At 41.7% G+C, this 15823-nt stretch carries 14 protein-coding genes; 12 read left to right on the top strand and 2 right to left on the bottom strand.

The features are described 5' to 3' along the window. Positions 1-19 precede the first annotated feature (19 nt). The 11 genes from N745_RS0109390 to N745_RS0109340 all read left to right on the top strand — a co-directional run bounded on the left by N745_RS0109390 (position 20) and on the right by N745_RS0109340 (position 12270). Entirely contained in the window at positions 20-1120 is a 1101-nt protein-coding gene (locus N745_RS0109390; RefSeq protein WP_024851870.1) for an AI-2E family transporter, read from the top strand. Positions 1121-1205: 85 nt separating this feature from the next. Next, positions 1206-2306 carry an MBL fold metallo-hydrolase gene (locus N745_RS0109385; RefSeq protein WP_024851869.1) on the top strand — a complete coding sequence of 367 codons (1101 nt, stop codon included), beginning with the start codon at positions 1206-1208 and terminating at the stop codon, positions 2304-2306. A gap of 368 nt (positions 2307-2674) precedes the next feature. Next, positions 2675-3916: an urea ABC transporter substrate-binding protein gene (urtA, locus tag N745_RS0109380; RefSeq protein ID WP_024851868.1), complete on the top strand. Its 1242-nt coding sequence runs from the start codon at positions 2675-2677 to the stop codon at positions 3914-3916. A gap of 121 nt (positions 3917-4037) precedes the next feature. Next, positions 4038-4955, top strand: coding sequence for an urea ABC transporter permease subunit UrtB (gene urtB / locus N745_RS0109375; protein ID WP_024851867.1), 918 nt, complete (start codon positions 4038-4040; stop codon positions 4953-4955). Positions 4956-4966: 11 nt separating this feature from the next. After that, entirely contained in the window at positions 4967-6091 is a 1125-nt protein-coding gene (gene urtC, locus N745_RS11960; protein ID WP_038070712.1) for an urea ABC transporter permease subunit UrtC, read from the top strand. 54 nt (positions 6092-6145) lie between these two features. Continuing rightward, positions 6146-6892: an urea ABC transporter ATP-binding protein UrtD gene (gene urtD, locus N745_RS0109365; protein ID WP_024851866.1), complete on the top strand. Its 747-nt coding sequence runs from the start codon at positions 6146-6148 to the stop codon at positions 6890-6892. 11 nt (positions 6893-6903) lie between these two features. Beyond that, positions 6904-7593 (top strand): urea ABC transporter ATP-binding subunit UrtE, encoded by a 690-nt coding sequence (urtE, locus tag N745_RS0109360; RefSeq protein ID WP_024851865.1) that lies wholly within the window; start codon positions 6904-6906, stop codon positions 7591-7593. Between the two features lie 22 nt (positions 7594-7615). After that, positions 7616-8659: an aliphatic amidase gene (locus N745_RS0109355; RefSeq protein ID WP_024851864.1), complete on the top strand. Its 1044-nt coding sequence runs from the start codon at positions 7616-7618 to the stop codon at positions 8657-8659. Between the two features lie 34 nt (positions 8660-8693). Further along, a complete protein-coding gene (locus tag N745_RS0109350; protein ID WP_024851863.1) occupies positions 8694-10394 on the top strand; it encodes a nitric oxide reductase activation protein NorD in 1701 nt (566 codons plus the stop codon). A gap of 216 nt (positions 10395-10610) precedes the next feature. Beyond that, positions 10611-11843 (top strand): formamidase, encoded by a 1233-nt coding sequence (fmdA, locus tag N745_RS0109345; RefSeq protein WP_024851862.1) that lies wholly within the window; start codon positions 10611-10613, stop codon positions 11841-11843. A gap of 76 nt (positions 11844-11919) precedes the next feature. Then, positions 11920-12270 (top strand): FmdB family zinc ribbon protein, encoded by a 351-nt coding sequence (locus tag N745_RS0109340; protein WP_024851861.1) that lies wholly within the window; start codon positions 11920-11922, stop codon positions 12268-12270. Positions 12271-12404: 134 nt separating this feature from the next. On the opposite strand, the gene N745_RS0109335 is transcribed toward N745_RS0109340, so the two are convergent. Continuing rightward, entirely contained in the window at positions 12405-14033 is a 1629-nt protein-coding gene (locus tag N745_RS0109335) for a 2-isopropylmalate synthase (RefSeq protein WP_024851860.1), read from the bottom strand. A gap of 232 nt (positions 14034-14265) precedes the next feature. Between N745_RS0109335 and N745_RS0109330 the strand changes: the two genes are divergently transcribed. Continuing rightward, the gene (locus tag N745_RS0109330; protein WP_245595679.1) at positions 14266-14736 is read left to right on the top strand and encodes an Lrp/AsnC family transcriptional regulator; all 471 of its coding nucleotides are present in this window, start codon (positions 14266-14268) and stop codon (positions 14734-14736) included. 47 nt (positions 14737-14783) lie between these two features. Here the strand turns inward: N745_RS0109330 and folE2 are convergent, their stop codons facing one another. Next, positions 14784-15737, bottom strand: a complete 954-nt coding sequence (gene folE2 / locus N745_RS0109325) for a GTP cyclohydrolase FolE2 (protein ID WP_024851858.1) — start codon at positions 15735-15737, stop codon at positions 14784-14786. Between the last annotated feature and the right edge of the window lie 86 nt (positions 15738-15823).

Below are 15823 nucleotides of genomic sequence, written 5' to 3'. Positions count from 1 at the left end.
AGAGTTAGGGTAGTAAAACATGCGCACGCAACAAAGTTTGGCTGAAAGCTTTTTATTGATACTTTTGCTCGTTGCCATTGTTGGATTGTTATGGCTGTTCTCTCCGTTTTTGGAAGCGCTGTTCTTCGCAATGATTTTAGCAACTGCCACCTATGCAATCTATCAGAAAGTGTTATGCAAGGTCAATTCGGAAAACACGGCTTCTGCCTTAATGAGTGTTGTGGTGTTTTTAACTGTTATTGCACCTGTAACTTATTTGATTTTGGAAGTCGGTTTGCAAGTGGGGCAAGTTTACGGTGAGGCGCAACGATGGCTTGCGATGCAAACACCGCAGACTTTTGTCGATATGAACCGAAATCTCATCCATATTATTCCTATTCCTGACGCTACTCAGGCGCAGCTAATGCAGCAGTTGCAAGACAATGCCGGCAAGATTATTAAGTTTGCGCAAGAAACGATTATTTTTTTAGTGAAGGGTGTGTTTGGAAATACCACTTCGTTTTTAACTTTTATTTTATTGGCCATTTTTGCGATGTTTTTCTTTTATCGAGATGGTCATAAGATCGCACAACATATAAAAGTACTCTCACCGCTAGAAAATCATTACGACAAAATGATTATGTCGCGTTTTTCTAATCTATCAACGATTTTATTGCTATCTGTGTTGGGGGTGGCTGTTGCACAAGGTATTACCTTCGCTGCTGTGGCTTGGCTTTTAGGCTTGCCTGGGCTGTTTTTGGGGATGGCAATTGCTGTGACCTCTTTTATTCCAGTAGTGGGTTCGGCATTGATTTGGATTCCTGTAGCCATATTTTTAACTTTCCAAGGGCAATATGCTGAGGTAGGCGTGGTTGTATTTGTGGGAGCGCTTATTAATGGGTTCTTAATCGATAATATTTTGCGCCCGGTCTTGATTAACCGAATTTCTGCTTCGCTAAATGCTAAAGGCGAGGGAATGGAAGTGGCAAGTCATACGATGATGACGATTTTATCGACTTTTGCTGGACTGATTCATTTTGGAATTATTGGTTTATTTTTCGGTCCGGTTATTGCCGCACTGGCGATCACTATTTTTGATGTTTATGCATTAAAGCATTCTGATTTATTAGATAGAACATAAAAACAGGCTTGCGAATACGTAAAGAAGCCGAATGTATTAGCCTAAATAGATAATGACTATAAAGGTGCAACTAAGGAGAAATGGTATGGGACGACGAGGTTTATACTTACCACTATGTTTTTTAATGCTGTTAGGCATTTCGGGTCAAAGTTATGCGGAAAATAGCGATCCGTATACGGATGGTTTCAAAGCCTGGGCGCAGGATCTCAAGCGTGTACAGTCAAAAGATCAATATCAAGCGGCCAACGCTTACCTTCGTGATGTGAAAGCGGCAGAAGCAAAAGCGGGTTATATTGGGAAGGTGTTGCCTTTGCCTAAGGCGATAAAAGTTAAAAAAGGGGTTTATACCATTGTCGGGAGTCAGATTTGGCATAACCCGTCCAACTTCGGCTTAAATAATAATATTTCCTTTGTCATTTTTAAAGATGGTGTCTTTGTCTTTAACGCTGGCGCTAACCCAGCCATTGCTTATAGTGTGCACCAACAAATTAAAGCGATTACCGACAAGCCGGTGAAGTGGTTAGCGGTTGAAAATAATCAAGGGCATGCTTATTTGGGTGCAAGCTATTGGTGGGATGTTGGTGTGCGCCATTTGTATTCCAGTGCTTTAGCGAATAAGCAGTTTGATGACGCTTTCCCTCACATTAAAGCCGAATGGGGGCGTCGCGTAGGTGAAGAATTGACGCAGTCGGCAAGAAATGTTGCTGATAAATTCACAACGTTTGAAAATAAGTTGGCGGTGGATGTTGGTGGTGGCGAAAAGTTTATTTTGATGGACTTTGGGCCAGGGCATACACCTGCGTCAACCAGTGTTTATATTCCAAGTCGTAAGCTTTTGTTTACCGGAGATTTAGGCTTTAACGAGCGCATGCCTGTTATGTTCAACTACACAAATAGTTTTGAGTGGACTAGATCGTTTGAGAATATGATGAGCCAAATTCCGCACGATGTGACAGTGGTGCCTGGGCATGGTACGCCAGCAGATATGGCAACGATCAAGCGTCAGACTTATGATTATTTCCGATATGTTCAGAAGCAGGTGCAGAAGGTTGTGGATGCCGGTGGTAAACAGAAAGATGCCGAGGCAATTGATCAATCTATGTATAAGGACAGACCTGTGTTTGATCAGGCGGCGAAAAACAATGCAAGACGTATTTATAAAGAAATCACTGGCGGTGATTTTTAAGTAGTTATTAATTATTTTACTTATCTTTAAAGGAGGCTTTGCCTCCTTTTTTTGTTTTTAAATTGTTAATTGTTTTATTTTGGATGTGCGTGCACCAATATAGTTAATATATTGTGAATATATTCATTATTTTTTCATTTTCGGTTTGTTTTTTTAAGTATGGTTTGTTTTTTTATTAATTTTTGATTTATTAATTTTTATAAAAAACAATGGTTTAAGGTTTTTATGGTAGCTATGTTTTATTTTAGTTAAAAATTTGGTCTTTTAGTTGCTTTTAGTGATTTAAAGAAATGTGTTTATGCATATGTTTCTTATTTTCTGAGTGTAGCGAGTTCTTGACTGTTTTAGTCAAGTAAAACTAGGAGTTAATGATGATAAAGACAAGACGTACCTTATTAAAAGCGATGACTGCCGCAATCGGTGGGATTGCTTTGACAGGTGTAATGACAGCCGCTCATGCCGGTGATTACCCAACATCTAAAGTAATGACAACAGGCCTTGCGGTAGATGATAAAACAGTTACTGTTGGGATTTTGCATTCTTTAACAGGAACAATGGCGATCAGTGAGATTGGTTCTGTTCAGGCTGAAAAATTAGCGATTAAACAAATCAACGAATCTGGTGGTATTCTTGGACGCCAAATTAAAGTAATTACCGAAGATGGTGCGTCGGATTGGCCAACATTTGCTGAAAAAGCGAAGAAACTTTTAGAGAGTGATAAAGTTCCTGCTATTTTCGGTTGTTGGACGTCTGCATCTCGTAAAGCAGTACTGCCTGTGCTTGAAAAAGACAAGGGCTTGCTTTACTACCCAACTTTCTATGAAGGGTTGGAAGAGTCTCATGATATTTTCTATACAGGTCAAGAAGCAACTCAGCAAATCCTAGCTGGTTTGGATTGGGCAAGCAAAACATTGCATGCTAAAAAGTTCTACTTAGTTGGTTCTGACTATATTTGGCCTAGAACGTCTATGAAAATTGCTCGTAAGCATATTGAGCAACATTTACATGGAAAAGTTGTTGGTGAAGAATATTATCCTCTAGGTAGTACTCAGTTCGGTTCTTTGATTAATAAAATCAAACTAAAAAGACCTGATCTAGTGTTCTCTGCTGTTGTAGGTGGAAGTAACGTTGCATTCTTTAAGCAAATGATTGCAGCAGGTTTGAACTCTAAGAAGCAAAAACTGTTGACACTTTCTGTAACAGAAGACGAAGCGAAAGGAATTGGCGGAGAAAACTTGAAAGGTTTCTACTCTTCAATGAAATACTTCCAGTCTTTAGACGTTCCTGGCAACAAGAAGTTTGTTAAAGCATTTAAAGCAGCTTATGGTAAAGATGCGGTTATCGGTGACGTAACTGAATCAGCATATCTTGGTCCTTGGTTGTGGAAGGCTGCGGTTGAAAAAGCAGGTAGCTTTGATATCGAGAAAGTTATTCCAGCACAGATTGGTCATGTTTGGAAGGATTCTCCAAACGGTTACCTAAAAGTGGATTCTAACCACCATATGTACTTCAAAACGCGTATTGGTGAGTGGCAGCCAAATGGTCAGGCTAAAGTGGTTTGGGAATCAGACCTTATCAAGCCAAATCCATTCCCTAAAGGGTATCAATAAGCCGGTAACGGTTCTCTAATAGATGGGGGTCGCCAGACTCCCTTCTCATTCAGTTTAAATTCAATGTACCTGCAACCGTCCTGGTTGCAGGATTATCAGGTTACATCAGAGGAGTCGGTGTATGGATGGGTATACATCTTCGGAGTTGCTGAGTATTTTAGCTATGCAGGGCTTCGCCGGTATTAGCATGTTCAGTGTGCTTCTCTTAATGGCTTTAGGATTGGCCATTATTTTTGGTCAGATGGGTGTTATCAATATGGCGCATGGTGAGTTCATGACGCTTGGCGCTTATACCACCTATTTGTTATCTCATATAGCCACGAGTTACGGCTTTTTAAATGAGTACTTTCCACTCGCTATTTTAGCGGCATTTGCGGTTGCATTTATTGTCGGGTACTTAGTTGAATGGAGTTTTATTAGATTCTTGTATAAACGTCCTTTGGATACGCTGTTAGCGACATGGGGATTGAGTTTGATTCTGCAGCAAATTTTCCGTTCCATTTTTGGGGCGCGAGAAGTGAGCCCGGATATGCCAGATTGGATTATGGGGTCGTTTGATTTGACTGATCTAATTCAGATTCCGATTAACGGTGTGTTTGTATTGGTGTTGTCGATTGTAGTAACGGCTTTGGTGTTTATGTTCTTGAATAAATCTCATTGGGGTATTCAGGTTCGTGCGACAGTGCAAAACCGTATGATGGCAAATGCAGTTGGAATTAATACCGCCAAAATAGATAGATTAACTTTTGCGATTGGTTGTGGTGTTGCAGGTGTTGCTGGGGCGGCGTTTACAACGATTGCTTCTACAGGCCCTACATCCGGATCATTGCATATCGTAGACACCTTTATGGTTGTTGTATTAGGTGGTGCAGGAAGCTTGGTTGGAACAATTGTTTCCGCATTTACGATTGCAGAGACCGATTCAATTATGTCCTTCTTTATGAGTGGAACCATTGCCAAAGTGCTAACGCTATTGATGGTTGTTGGTGTGATTATGGCAAAACCAGAAGGTTTATTCCCTTCTAAGATTCGTAAGTAAAGGAGTCAAGCATGAAAGATTTTGTTTATGGCAGGCTGTTAGGTGGAAAAGAGGGTGCTATCTATTTAGCACTTCTAGCAGCGTTGATTATGCTGGTGCTTCCGTTAGCGCTTGATCTCTTCCGTTTAGGAAATGTCGGTAAGTACCTGACTTATGCTTTTGTTGCAGTGAGTTTGGTAATGATTTGGGGTTATGGCGGTATCCTTAGTTTGGGTCAAGGTGTGTTCTTTGGTTTGGGTGGCTATGCTATGGCTATGTACCTCAAGCTTGAAGCTTCTACGCCTGAAGCAACCAAGATTCAGTCAACGCCAGGTATTCCTGACTTTATGGATTGGAACCAGTTGACGGCCTTGCCGTGGTTCTGGGAACCCTTCCATAGTCTGACTTTTTCACTGATTGCTGTTTTAGTTGTGCCAGCTATTTTGGCCTTCTTTATCGGTTGGGCGATTTTTAAGCGTCGTGTTGGTGGGGTTTATTTCTCAATCATTACTCAGGCAATCGCTTTGATTCTGACATTGTTGATTGTGGGGAATCAGGGGTATACCGGTGGTATTAACGGAATGACGGATTTAAGAACCATGAATGGTTGGGATATCCGTACTGATTCTGCTAAGTATATTCTTTATTACGTAAATGCATTCCTGTTGATTGGTGTGATTTTATTGGCTAGATATGTTTTGACGTCCAAGTTCGGTCGTCTATTGCTAGCAATGAAAGATAAAGAGGATAGAGTTCGTTTCTCAGGTTATGACGTATCGGCCTTTAAGATATTTATCTTCTGTTTGTCAGCGGTTATTTCCGGTATTGGTGGTGCAATGTTTACCTTGCAGGTTGGCTTTATGTCGCCATCTTTTGTTGGGATTGTACCTTCGATTGAAATGGTAATTTTCGCGGCGGTTGGAGGGCGTATGTCCTTGATTGGTGCGGTGTATGGTGCTTTGTTGGTGTCTTACGGAAAAACTTATTTCTCAGAGACGGCACCAGAGATGTGGTTGTTCCTGATGGGTGCGCTATTTATCATCGTGGTTATGGCATTCCCAGATGGTATTGCTGGAGAGTACAACAAACACAAAGCGAAACTTTTTGCCTTCTTTGCGAAATTCAAGAAGGGTAAAGATGTGGCGTCATCAACTTAGTGAATCAAACGTATCGGTAGCAAGGAGTAATTTCCTTGCTCATAGGAGTAAAGAATGAGTAGTGGTAATGACATCGTCTTAGCGATAGAAGATTTGACTGTCTCCTTTGATGGGTTTAAAGCGGTTGATGGGTTGAATTTCTATCTGGACAGAAATGAGTTACACGTAATTATCGGGCCAAACGGTGCGGGTAAGACCACGGTTCTAGATTTGATCTGTGGGCGAACGAAAGCGACTGAAGGTAGTATCAAATTTAAAGATGCAGAACTAACCAAAATGCCTGAGTACAAGATCGTACGTAGTGGTGTTGGTCGAAAGTTTCAGAACCCTTCTATTTATGAAAACCTGAGTGTTTTTGAGAATTTGGAAATTTCTTATCCAAAGGGTCGTGGTGTTTTTAGTAGCTTGGTCTTCAAGAGAAGCCAAGAGGTTGTCGATAAGGTCACTGAAATAGCTAAGGAAATCTTATTGGAAGATTTTCTTGATACGGAAGCGGGTTTATTGAGTCATGGTCAGAAGCAATGGTTGGAAATCGGCATGTTATTAATGCAGGATCCTGAGTTGCTGATGTTGGATGAACCAGTGGCTGGGATGAGTGTTAAAGAGCGTGATCAAACAGCTGAATTATTGAAAAAGATCACCGTAAACCGTTCTGTATTGGTTATTGAACATGATATGCATTTTGTTGAAAAGATTGCGCATAAGGTCACGGTGCTTCACCAGGGCAAGATCTTGGCATTTGGCACGATGGAACAGGTTCAAAATGACCCTAAAGTCATTGAAGTCTATTTAGGGCATTAAGGAGAATTGAAATGTTAGATGTATCGGGTGTAAAGGTCAGTTATTCAGAAAGTGAAGTGATACATGGTGTTGATTTCACTTTAGGTCAAGAAGAGACTTTGGCAATTATGGGACGTAACGGAATGGGTAAAACCACTCTGTTTAAAAGCTTAATTGGTGCTTTGCCATTGAGTGACGGTTCGATTTCGATTGAAGGTGAAGACGTCAGCAAAATGCAAAGTTATGAGCGTGTTCATAAAGGGATTGCATATGTTCCTCAAGGGCGCATGATTTTTCCACAACTAACGGTTTTGGATAATATTTTAGCGGGTATGTCCCAAGCGCCTTCAAAGCGTGTTCCTGAAGATATTTATGCCTTGTTTCCTGTGTTGTTTGATATGCGTCACAGAAAAGGCGGTAACTTGTCAGGTGGTCAGCAGCAGCAGCTTGCTATTGCGCGCGCACTTGTAACCAATCCAAAAGTTTTGCTGTTGGATGAGCCGACTGAAGGTATTCAGCCTTCAATTATTAAAGATATTGCTAACGCACTAAATGAAATCAAGAAACTGAGAAATATTTCTATCATCGTTTCTGAGCAGGTGTTGAGTTTTACCATGGCAGTAGCAGATCGCATTATTGTTATTGAGAAAGGTAAGTTTATTCATGAAGACTTGCGTGAAAACGTTGATGAGAAACAAGTAAGTCAGTTCTTGTCGATTTAAATTTTAAAGAAGGTGTAAAAAAATGAGACACGGAGATATTTCTTCAAGTAAAGATACGGTTGGTGTTGCAGTTGTTAACTACAAGATGCCACGTTTACATACTAAGGCAGAGGTGCTGGAAAACGCGAAGAAGATCGCTGATATGCTTATCGGTATGAAAAAAGGTTTACCTGGGATGGATCTGGTTATTTTTCCAGAATATTCAACTCACGGAATTATGTATGATGCCAAAGAAATGTACGACACAGCATCAACGGTTCCTGGTGCGGAAACTGAAATTTTTTCAGCCGCCTGTAAGCAAGCAAAAACCTGGGGTGTATTTTCTTTAACGGGTGAGCAGCATGAAGATCATCCAAATAAAGCGCCTTACAACACATTGATTTTGATTAATGATCAGGGTGAGATTGTTCAAAAATACCGCAAGATTATGCCTTGGTGTCCAGTCGAGGGTTGGTATCCTGGTGATAAAACCTATGTGACCGAAGGGCCAAAAGGCATGAAAATCAGCTTAATAATCTGTGATGATGGTAACTATCCAGAGATTTGGCGTGATTGTGCGATGAAAGGGGCTGAGTTGATTGTTCGTTGTCAGGGGTATATGTATCCGGCAAAAGAGCAGCAAATCATGGTCTCTAAGGCAATGGCATGGATGAATAATACCTACGTTGCCGTCGCGAATGCGAGCGGATTTGATGGTGTTTATTCTTACTTTGGTCACTCTGCTATCGTTGGTTTTGATGGGCATACTCTAGGTGAGTGTGGCGAAGAAGATTACGGTATTCAGTATGCTGAGTTGTCCGTTTCTCAAATTCGTGATTTCCGTAAAAATGCACAATCTCAGAACCACTTGTTCAAGTTGTTGCACCGCGGTTATACAGGAAAAATTAATTCTGGTGAAGGTGATCAAGGTGTGGCGGCCTGTCCTTACGAGTTTTATAACACTTGGATTAATGATCCTGAGAAAGCTAAAGAGCAGGTTGAAGCCATTACACGTAGTACTGTTGGTACTGCTGAGTGTCCGATTGAAGGTATTCCAAACGAGGAAACGCCAACCGGGCATCAATAACCTTGTGTTGACGTTCGTTGTAAGTTGTCGCTAAATGAAAGAGGTTGTTTATTTTCAAGACATTAAGCGGCAGCTTGAACTAACGTTGGCAGCGGTTTTTGGCAGAGAGTTTTCTCTTCTGTTATCAGATGGGCTTCCCAAGCTGGAAGCTCATTCTCTTTATTTACCAAATTCTTTCGAAGCAGATTCTATTAAAGCTGCTTACGATAAATTTCTCATCTGTGCTATTCACCTTGCAGCACATCAGGTTTATTCCACTCCATTTGAAGCCAAGGGGTTGAACAATCGCCAAAAAGTATTGATTGGTGTTGTTGAAGATGCTCGAGTCGAAGCGCTGGTAAAGGCCGATTTCCCAGGTATTGGACGAATAATTTCTCAAGTTCTTTCTGAAGATCATATTTTTTCAACGCATTTTGACGACTTGGCATTTGAAGTGGCTCAAGCGTTTCATGGTCAGAAAAGTGTTGGTGATTTTTCGCCAAAATACCTGAAAATGTTTCATGAATCCGATCTGGCAGATGTTGAAACTTCCAGAAAAATTGGTCTTTCAATGGCGAATGATATAGGTCAGTTGCGTATCAGTATGAATGAGCGGCAGACTTTTATGTTGCTTGATTATCGTGATGATAATTCATTTCTGTGGAAAGAAGAGCAAGCCATTTCTGTATCAGATCAAGAGCCTGAAGAGGTAGATGAAGTGCATTCATCGGGTATTTCTTTTGAAGAGGTTGAGCATGGTCGGCAGGTAGCGACACAATCTATTGGCGCGCTTAGTACTGATTTTGCAATTGAAGCGAATGAGCAGGGTTATGATGAATTAACGTCAGATTCAATCATTCTTGATGATGTTTTGTCCTATCCGGAATGGGATTATCGAATAGGTCATTTAAAGAAAGACTGGTGTAAGTTGCATGAAATGCATTTTGAGCCGGCTGATGCTGCGCTGGATGTAGGAGCATCGGGTGTTTTTTTGGCAAAGCGCTTGTATCAGACTATTTCACGATTTCAGTTCGAACACCAGAGAATGAAGCGTCAAAAAGAAGGGAATGATCTAGATATTGATGCCTTAGTGGATTACTCGGTTCAGTTGCGTTCAGGGCAGGTAGGTTCCGAGCAAAATATCTATATACATCGTACAAGGCAGTCGCATAACGATTTTTCTGTACTGGTGTTGCTCGATCTTTCAGAGTCAATGAATCAAAAGTTGGCTGATACTGATCAGAGCGTTCTGTCGCTTACTCTTGAATCCAGTCAGGTGTTAACGCAACTATTGGATCTGCTGGGGCATGATTACCAAGTGGATGGGTTTAATTCGGATGGTCGTCATCAGGTAAATTATCAGCATCTAAAGACTTTCGAAGATAAGAAAAGTATTGTTGTTGATGGTGTTAAGGCGCAATATTCGACCCGATTAGGTGCAGCATTACGCCATGCTTATGGTGAAGTTAGTCGACAAAAGGCCGCACACCCGCTTATTTTATTAATTACAGATGGAAAGCCATCGGATATAGATGTCTATGATGGTCGCTATTTGACTGAAGATGCTGGCTACGCTGTTAAAGAAATTGAAGCCAGTGGCTGTAAGGTTTTTTGCCTGTCGTTAGATAAGGATTCGGATGATTATCTGCAGCAAATTTTTAGAAAAAATCACTTTGAAGTGCTGGATCATCCTCGTAAATTGTCTGAATTTTTAGTTGGTTTTTACCTCAAAGTTTTCAAATCATTTCTTAAATAACCATATTTATACTTATCTGCACCAAAATAAATCATTAGATCGTTAATCGTATTTAAAATTTATATTAATGCTTTCTTAATATTCTTATTTATAAAGAGGTTTTTTTGTTGGGCATATAAGTTGCTTTTATTAAATTTGTCGGTTGTTAAATTAAAACCAAAAAAATACATGCAAAGACGGATGTATTGGAACCAAATTTTGTATGTGGAGGCAATAATGTTAGAAACTTTAATCAGTTATGATTTATCCAAACTACCTGAAGAGCAGGATATTAAACCTCATAACCGTTGGCATCCAGACATCCCGATGGCTGTTACTGTTAAGCCTGGTGCGGAATTTCGTCTAGAGTGTTTTGACTGGACTGGTGGTCAGATCGGTAACAATGATTGTGCCGATGATGTTAGAGATGTTGACTTGACCAAGGTGCATTACCTAACAGGTCCTGTTGGTGTTGAAGGTGCGGAGCCTGGCGATTTATTGGTAGTGGACATTTTAGATGTTGCACCAGTTGCGGAAGACCCTTGGGGTTTTAACGGGATTTTTGCAAGAGAAAACGGTGGTGGTTTGTTAACCGAGTTTTTCCCAGAAGCACGTAAATCTATTTGGGATTTTAAAGGGATTTATACTTCATCAAGACATATTCCTGGTGTTGAATTCGAAGGGATTATGCACCCAGGTTTGATTGGTTGTTTGCCGTCAAAAGAATTGTTGGCAGAGTGGAACAAGCGTGAAAGTGGATTGGTTGCAACGGATCCTGATCGTGTGCCACCTTTGGCAACCTTGCCTTATGAAGAAACAGCTTTAATGGGGCAAATGACTGGCTCAGAAGCTAAAGCAGCAGGAGCTGAGGGTGCTAGAACTGTACCGCCTCGTGAGCATGGTGGTAACTGTGATATCAAAAACCTTTCAAAAGGATCTCGTATCTATTTCCCTGTTTACGTTAAAGGCGCAGGTTTGTCAGTTGGGGATCTTCACTTCTCGCAAGGGGATGGGGAAATCACTTTCTGTGGTGCGATTGAGATGGCAGGTTCTATCGAACTTCGCGTTCAGATTATCAAAGACGGTGTGAAGAAATACGGTATTAAAAACCCAGTCTTCAAGCCAAGTAAAGTTGATCCTAAGTATAGAGATTACCTGATTTTCGAAGGTATTTCGGTGGATCACACTGGTAAGCAGTTCTATATGGATACGACTGTGGCATATCAGCAAGCTTGTTTGAATGCTATCGAGTATATGAAGAAGTTTGGTTATACCGGTGAGCAAGCCTTGTCTATTCTGGGTACAGCACCTGTTGAAGGGCATATCAGTGGTATCGTTGATATTCCGAATGCTTGTGCAACACTTTGGCTACCTACCGAGATCTTTGATTTCGATATGATGCCAAACAATGATGGGCCAAAAATCTTGGTTCCTGAAGGTCCAGATATGACCAAAACAAGTGATAAGTAATCACTCTAAAATAGAGTGTAAAAGCATGCGTACATCCTTTTAGGGTGTGCGCACTCAAATTCAAGAAGGGTTTAGAATGCCAATATACAAATATCAATGTGGAGAATGTGGGGATTTTGAAGTGTTAAGGGATTTGTCTGAGCGCAATGACCCTTGCTACTGTCCTATGTGTGGTTCTGAGTCTGAAATGCAAATTGGTGCACCTTATTTGGCGATCTTGTCAGAAGAGGATCGCAAAAAGTGGGAAATAAATGAACGCTCAAAGCATTCACCCCAGGCAGTAAGACGTTCGAGTTGTGGTTGTTCCAGCAGTGTGCATACCTGTTCGGCAACCAGTACTAAGCCATCAGAAGAAAAAGAAAGCAAGTCTCCTGGCTTACAGATGCAGACCAAAAAGACAGCTCGTCCTTGGATGTTAGGTCATTAATGATATAGGTCCAAATAGAAGTCGGACTGAACCTGTTCTCACGATAAGGGCATCACTTTTTAAGTGCATGCCCTTTTTTATGGACGTTAAGAAAATATCGCGCAGCTAGGGGTTAGGCCCAGCCTGGTAGATTTTTATTGTACGGCTGAGATAAGCGCTTGCATCATTGCTGAAAGACTGTCTTCCATCATTGCGATACCGATACGCTTTTGATCACCAACTTGTACATAAATATACGCGATAGCTTTTGCTTCTTTGCCCTGTTGCATAGCGTGCTCAGCATAATCCAGTACATCAATTTCTTGATTCGTTTTGTTTTGCCAAGCATTACACAAGGCACTTAGTGTGCCGTTGCCAACGCCTTGCCAAGACTCACCGTTAACATTCAAACTCAAATGTTCTTTTCCGTCTTGCTTATCCAGTTTGTAATGATCAAGCTGAATGGCACTTTCACTTAGCTTGTAGTGCTTAATAAATGCATCGTACAAAATTTTGTGGCTAACGACACCGTCGGTCGATTCGGCACAGTTTTGTGCAGTAGGGGCAAAATCTTGTTGCACCCATTTTGGCAAATGAAGTCCATATTCTTGCTCTAATACAAAAGCCGCACCTGCTTTTCCAGACTGACTGTTTACGCGGATAATCGCTTCATAATCGCGCTGAATGTCTTTGGGATCGATGGGTAAATAAGCCACATCCCAAGGATTGCTGTCTTTTTGTACCGTTAAGCATTTACGGATTGCATCCTGATGGCTGCCGGAATAGGCTGTGTAAACCGCTTGCCCAACCCAGGGGTGGCGAATGTGTGTTGGGATTTGTGTGACTTCTTCCACCACTTCTATCCAATCATCCGGGTTGCTGAAATTCAACTCAGGGTTAATGCCTTCACTGTAGAAATTCATCGCTAGGGTAACGATATCCATGTTGCCTGTACGTTCGCCATTACCCAAAAGTGTACCTTCAACACGATCTGCTCCCGCTAGAATAGCCAATTCGGCCGCTGCAACCGCGCACCCTCTGTCATTGTGTGTGTGTACAGAAATAATGGTGGATTCACGATTTTGCAAATGCGTGATGAAGTATTCGATCTGATCTGCAAAACGGTTTGGCGAAGTGCTTTCCACGGTTGCCGGAAGGTTTAAAATGCACTTGTTTTGTGGTGTTGGCTGCCATACATCCATTACGGCTTGGCAGACTTCTACGGCATAGTCTGTTTCAGTTTGCGAAAAGCTCTCTGGCGAGTATTGGAAAATCCAGTTGGATGTTGGATGTTGCTTGGCATAATCTTGAACCCAAGTTGCACCCTGTACGGCCATTTGCTTGATTTCGTCTTGCGTTTTTTCAAAGACCTTGTCTCGCTGTACGCGTGATGTAGTGTTGTAAACGTGGATAACTGCTTGTTTAACACCTTCAAGTGCTTCGTAAGTTCGTTTAATTAGGTGTTCGCGAGCTTGTACCAAAACCTGTACCGTGACATCGTCAGGAATACGGTTTTCTTCAATCAAGCGACGTGTAAAATCGAACTCTAATTGACTGGCAGACGGGAAACCGATTTCAATAGTTTTGAAGCCGATAGAAACCAATTTGTCCCAAAGTTTTAGCTTTTGCTCAACCGTCATGGGTTTTGCCAAAGCTTGGTTGCCATCTCTTAGATCGACACTCACCCAAATCGGCGCCTGGGTAAGGCGCTTGTTCGGCCACTGACGATTGGGTAAATCGGGTGTAGCCGTTGGGCGATATTTGTGGAAATTCATTGTGTTCATTTATTTTCCCGTATTCAGTTAATTAGAGTTCTGTAGAGTACTAGGAGTTGTGTAGCGCCATACTCTGAGAAAGATTCTATCAAGTAAGTCGCAGGATTTAATTGCAAAGATAGGGTTTAACAATGTATTTTTGGCATAAAAGATTAAAATTTATAGAATTATTGAAATTTAATTGTTGTAAAAGTTTTTTGGTTTAAATACTATTGTTTTAAATTGAATTTAACGAGAAGGTTTGACTGTGCAATTGGATAAGTTTGATAAGGCAATATTGTTAGCATTGCAAGAAAATGGGCGATTGGCAAATCAGGAGTTGGCAGACAAAATCGGACTGTCACCTTCTGCTTGTTTAAGGCGTTTCAAAGCACTCGAAACCAGTGGGTTGATTGTCGGCTATCGTGCGTTATTGGATGCCAAAAAATTGGGCTTAGATTTAATGGCGCTGGTGCATATCTCGATGGATAAACACACCAAAGAACGTTTTCAAGGGTTTGAAAGTGCCATACAAGCCATGCCCAATGTGTTGGAGTGTTTGTTATTGACCGGGCAATCCGCTGACTATCAGTTGAAAGTGGTGGTCAAAGATATGGATGAGTATCAAGAATTGCTATTGAATCATTTAACGCAAATCGAAGGGGTGAGTGGTGTGCATACCAGTTTTGTATTGAGAAAAGTGGTGGATAAAACGGCTTTGCCGATAGGGTGAAAGAGGTGTGTCAGGCTGAGATTGCCCCAGCCTGGTAGATTTTGACTCTAATTAACCGACAGGCGATCCATAAAGTTTGGTTCATCATCATAACCGCCCGGAACACCCTTGGTGACAATTGCCACCGCATCATGCGGATGCAGGCTTTCCAAGTGGTTAACACGAATCCAGAAATCCATGTATTCCGCTTGCTGGCTGAACTTGGCCTGTAGGCGACGCGCTGCGTCTTCACAGAACATTAGGTTGCTGGCGTTCAAGCGAGCGAATTCCTGCTCATCTTCACGTTTCACGGTTGATTGCACTGGCGTTTGTACTGCATCTTCAATCTGGTTGATTAAGCCGGAAATCGACAAAGGTGCTTCCTCGGAAATCTTAACCTTTACCTGTGCATAAGAACGCTGACTGTGAGGTGTGGCGCAAATACCTTCCGGTGTGCCCAGCCAAGCCAAAACTTCTTGGTAGTCCACGGAGCCACCTGAGAACTTTTGTTCAAAAGCTTCTTGGATAAGCTGGCGAGACAGTGCTGCCGAGCAAGGGCAGGTTGACGAATAGGGTACGCTGATGCTGACTTCGCATTCGAAGTTGCCGTCCTTTAATTCACCGCGCAAAGTGGTTGGGTAGTGCTTCCAGCCTGAGTTATCAGACTTCAATGAACGACGTCTTTCGTAGTAGTCGAAGCGAAACTCAACAAAGGCGTGATTACTCAATCCTTCGTGGGAATCAATAAACGCTTGCAACAGGCTTTTGACATGTTGTGCGGATAAAGGCGCTTCGGCTCCTTTTTGGTCCAAAATCACATACAAGCGAGACATGTGAATGCCTTTGCTAAGTGGGTCATCAAGACTGACGTAGGCTTGGACTTGTGAGGAAAGTTGAGTAGGGGATCTTTGTTCGTTTTCGACCAAAATCGGTAGTTCGATACCGGACATTCCGACCCAGTTTAGTTTTCCTTGGGGATTTTCATATGGCTGACAAGCGATGTCGGGCATGTTCTTCGTCATGCAATTTCCTTCGGCTTTATGAGCCCCTTTTTGATTGAGGGGATCGTGTTTTTTCAAACGTTGAGTAAGTAAGTCAGCACCTAGAA

The sequence above is a fragment of the Hydrogenovibrio kuenenii DSM 12350 genome (genome assembly GCF_000526715.1).
Classification (GTDB): Bacteria; Pseudomonadota; Gammaproteobacteria; order Thiomicrospirales; family Thiomicrospiraceae; genus Hydrogenovibrio; species Hydrogenovibrio kuenenii.
The sequence above is the reverse complement of the archived record's forward strand: the minus strand, read 5'-3'. Positions and strand labels throughout refer to the sequence as shown.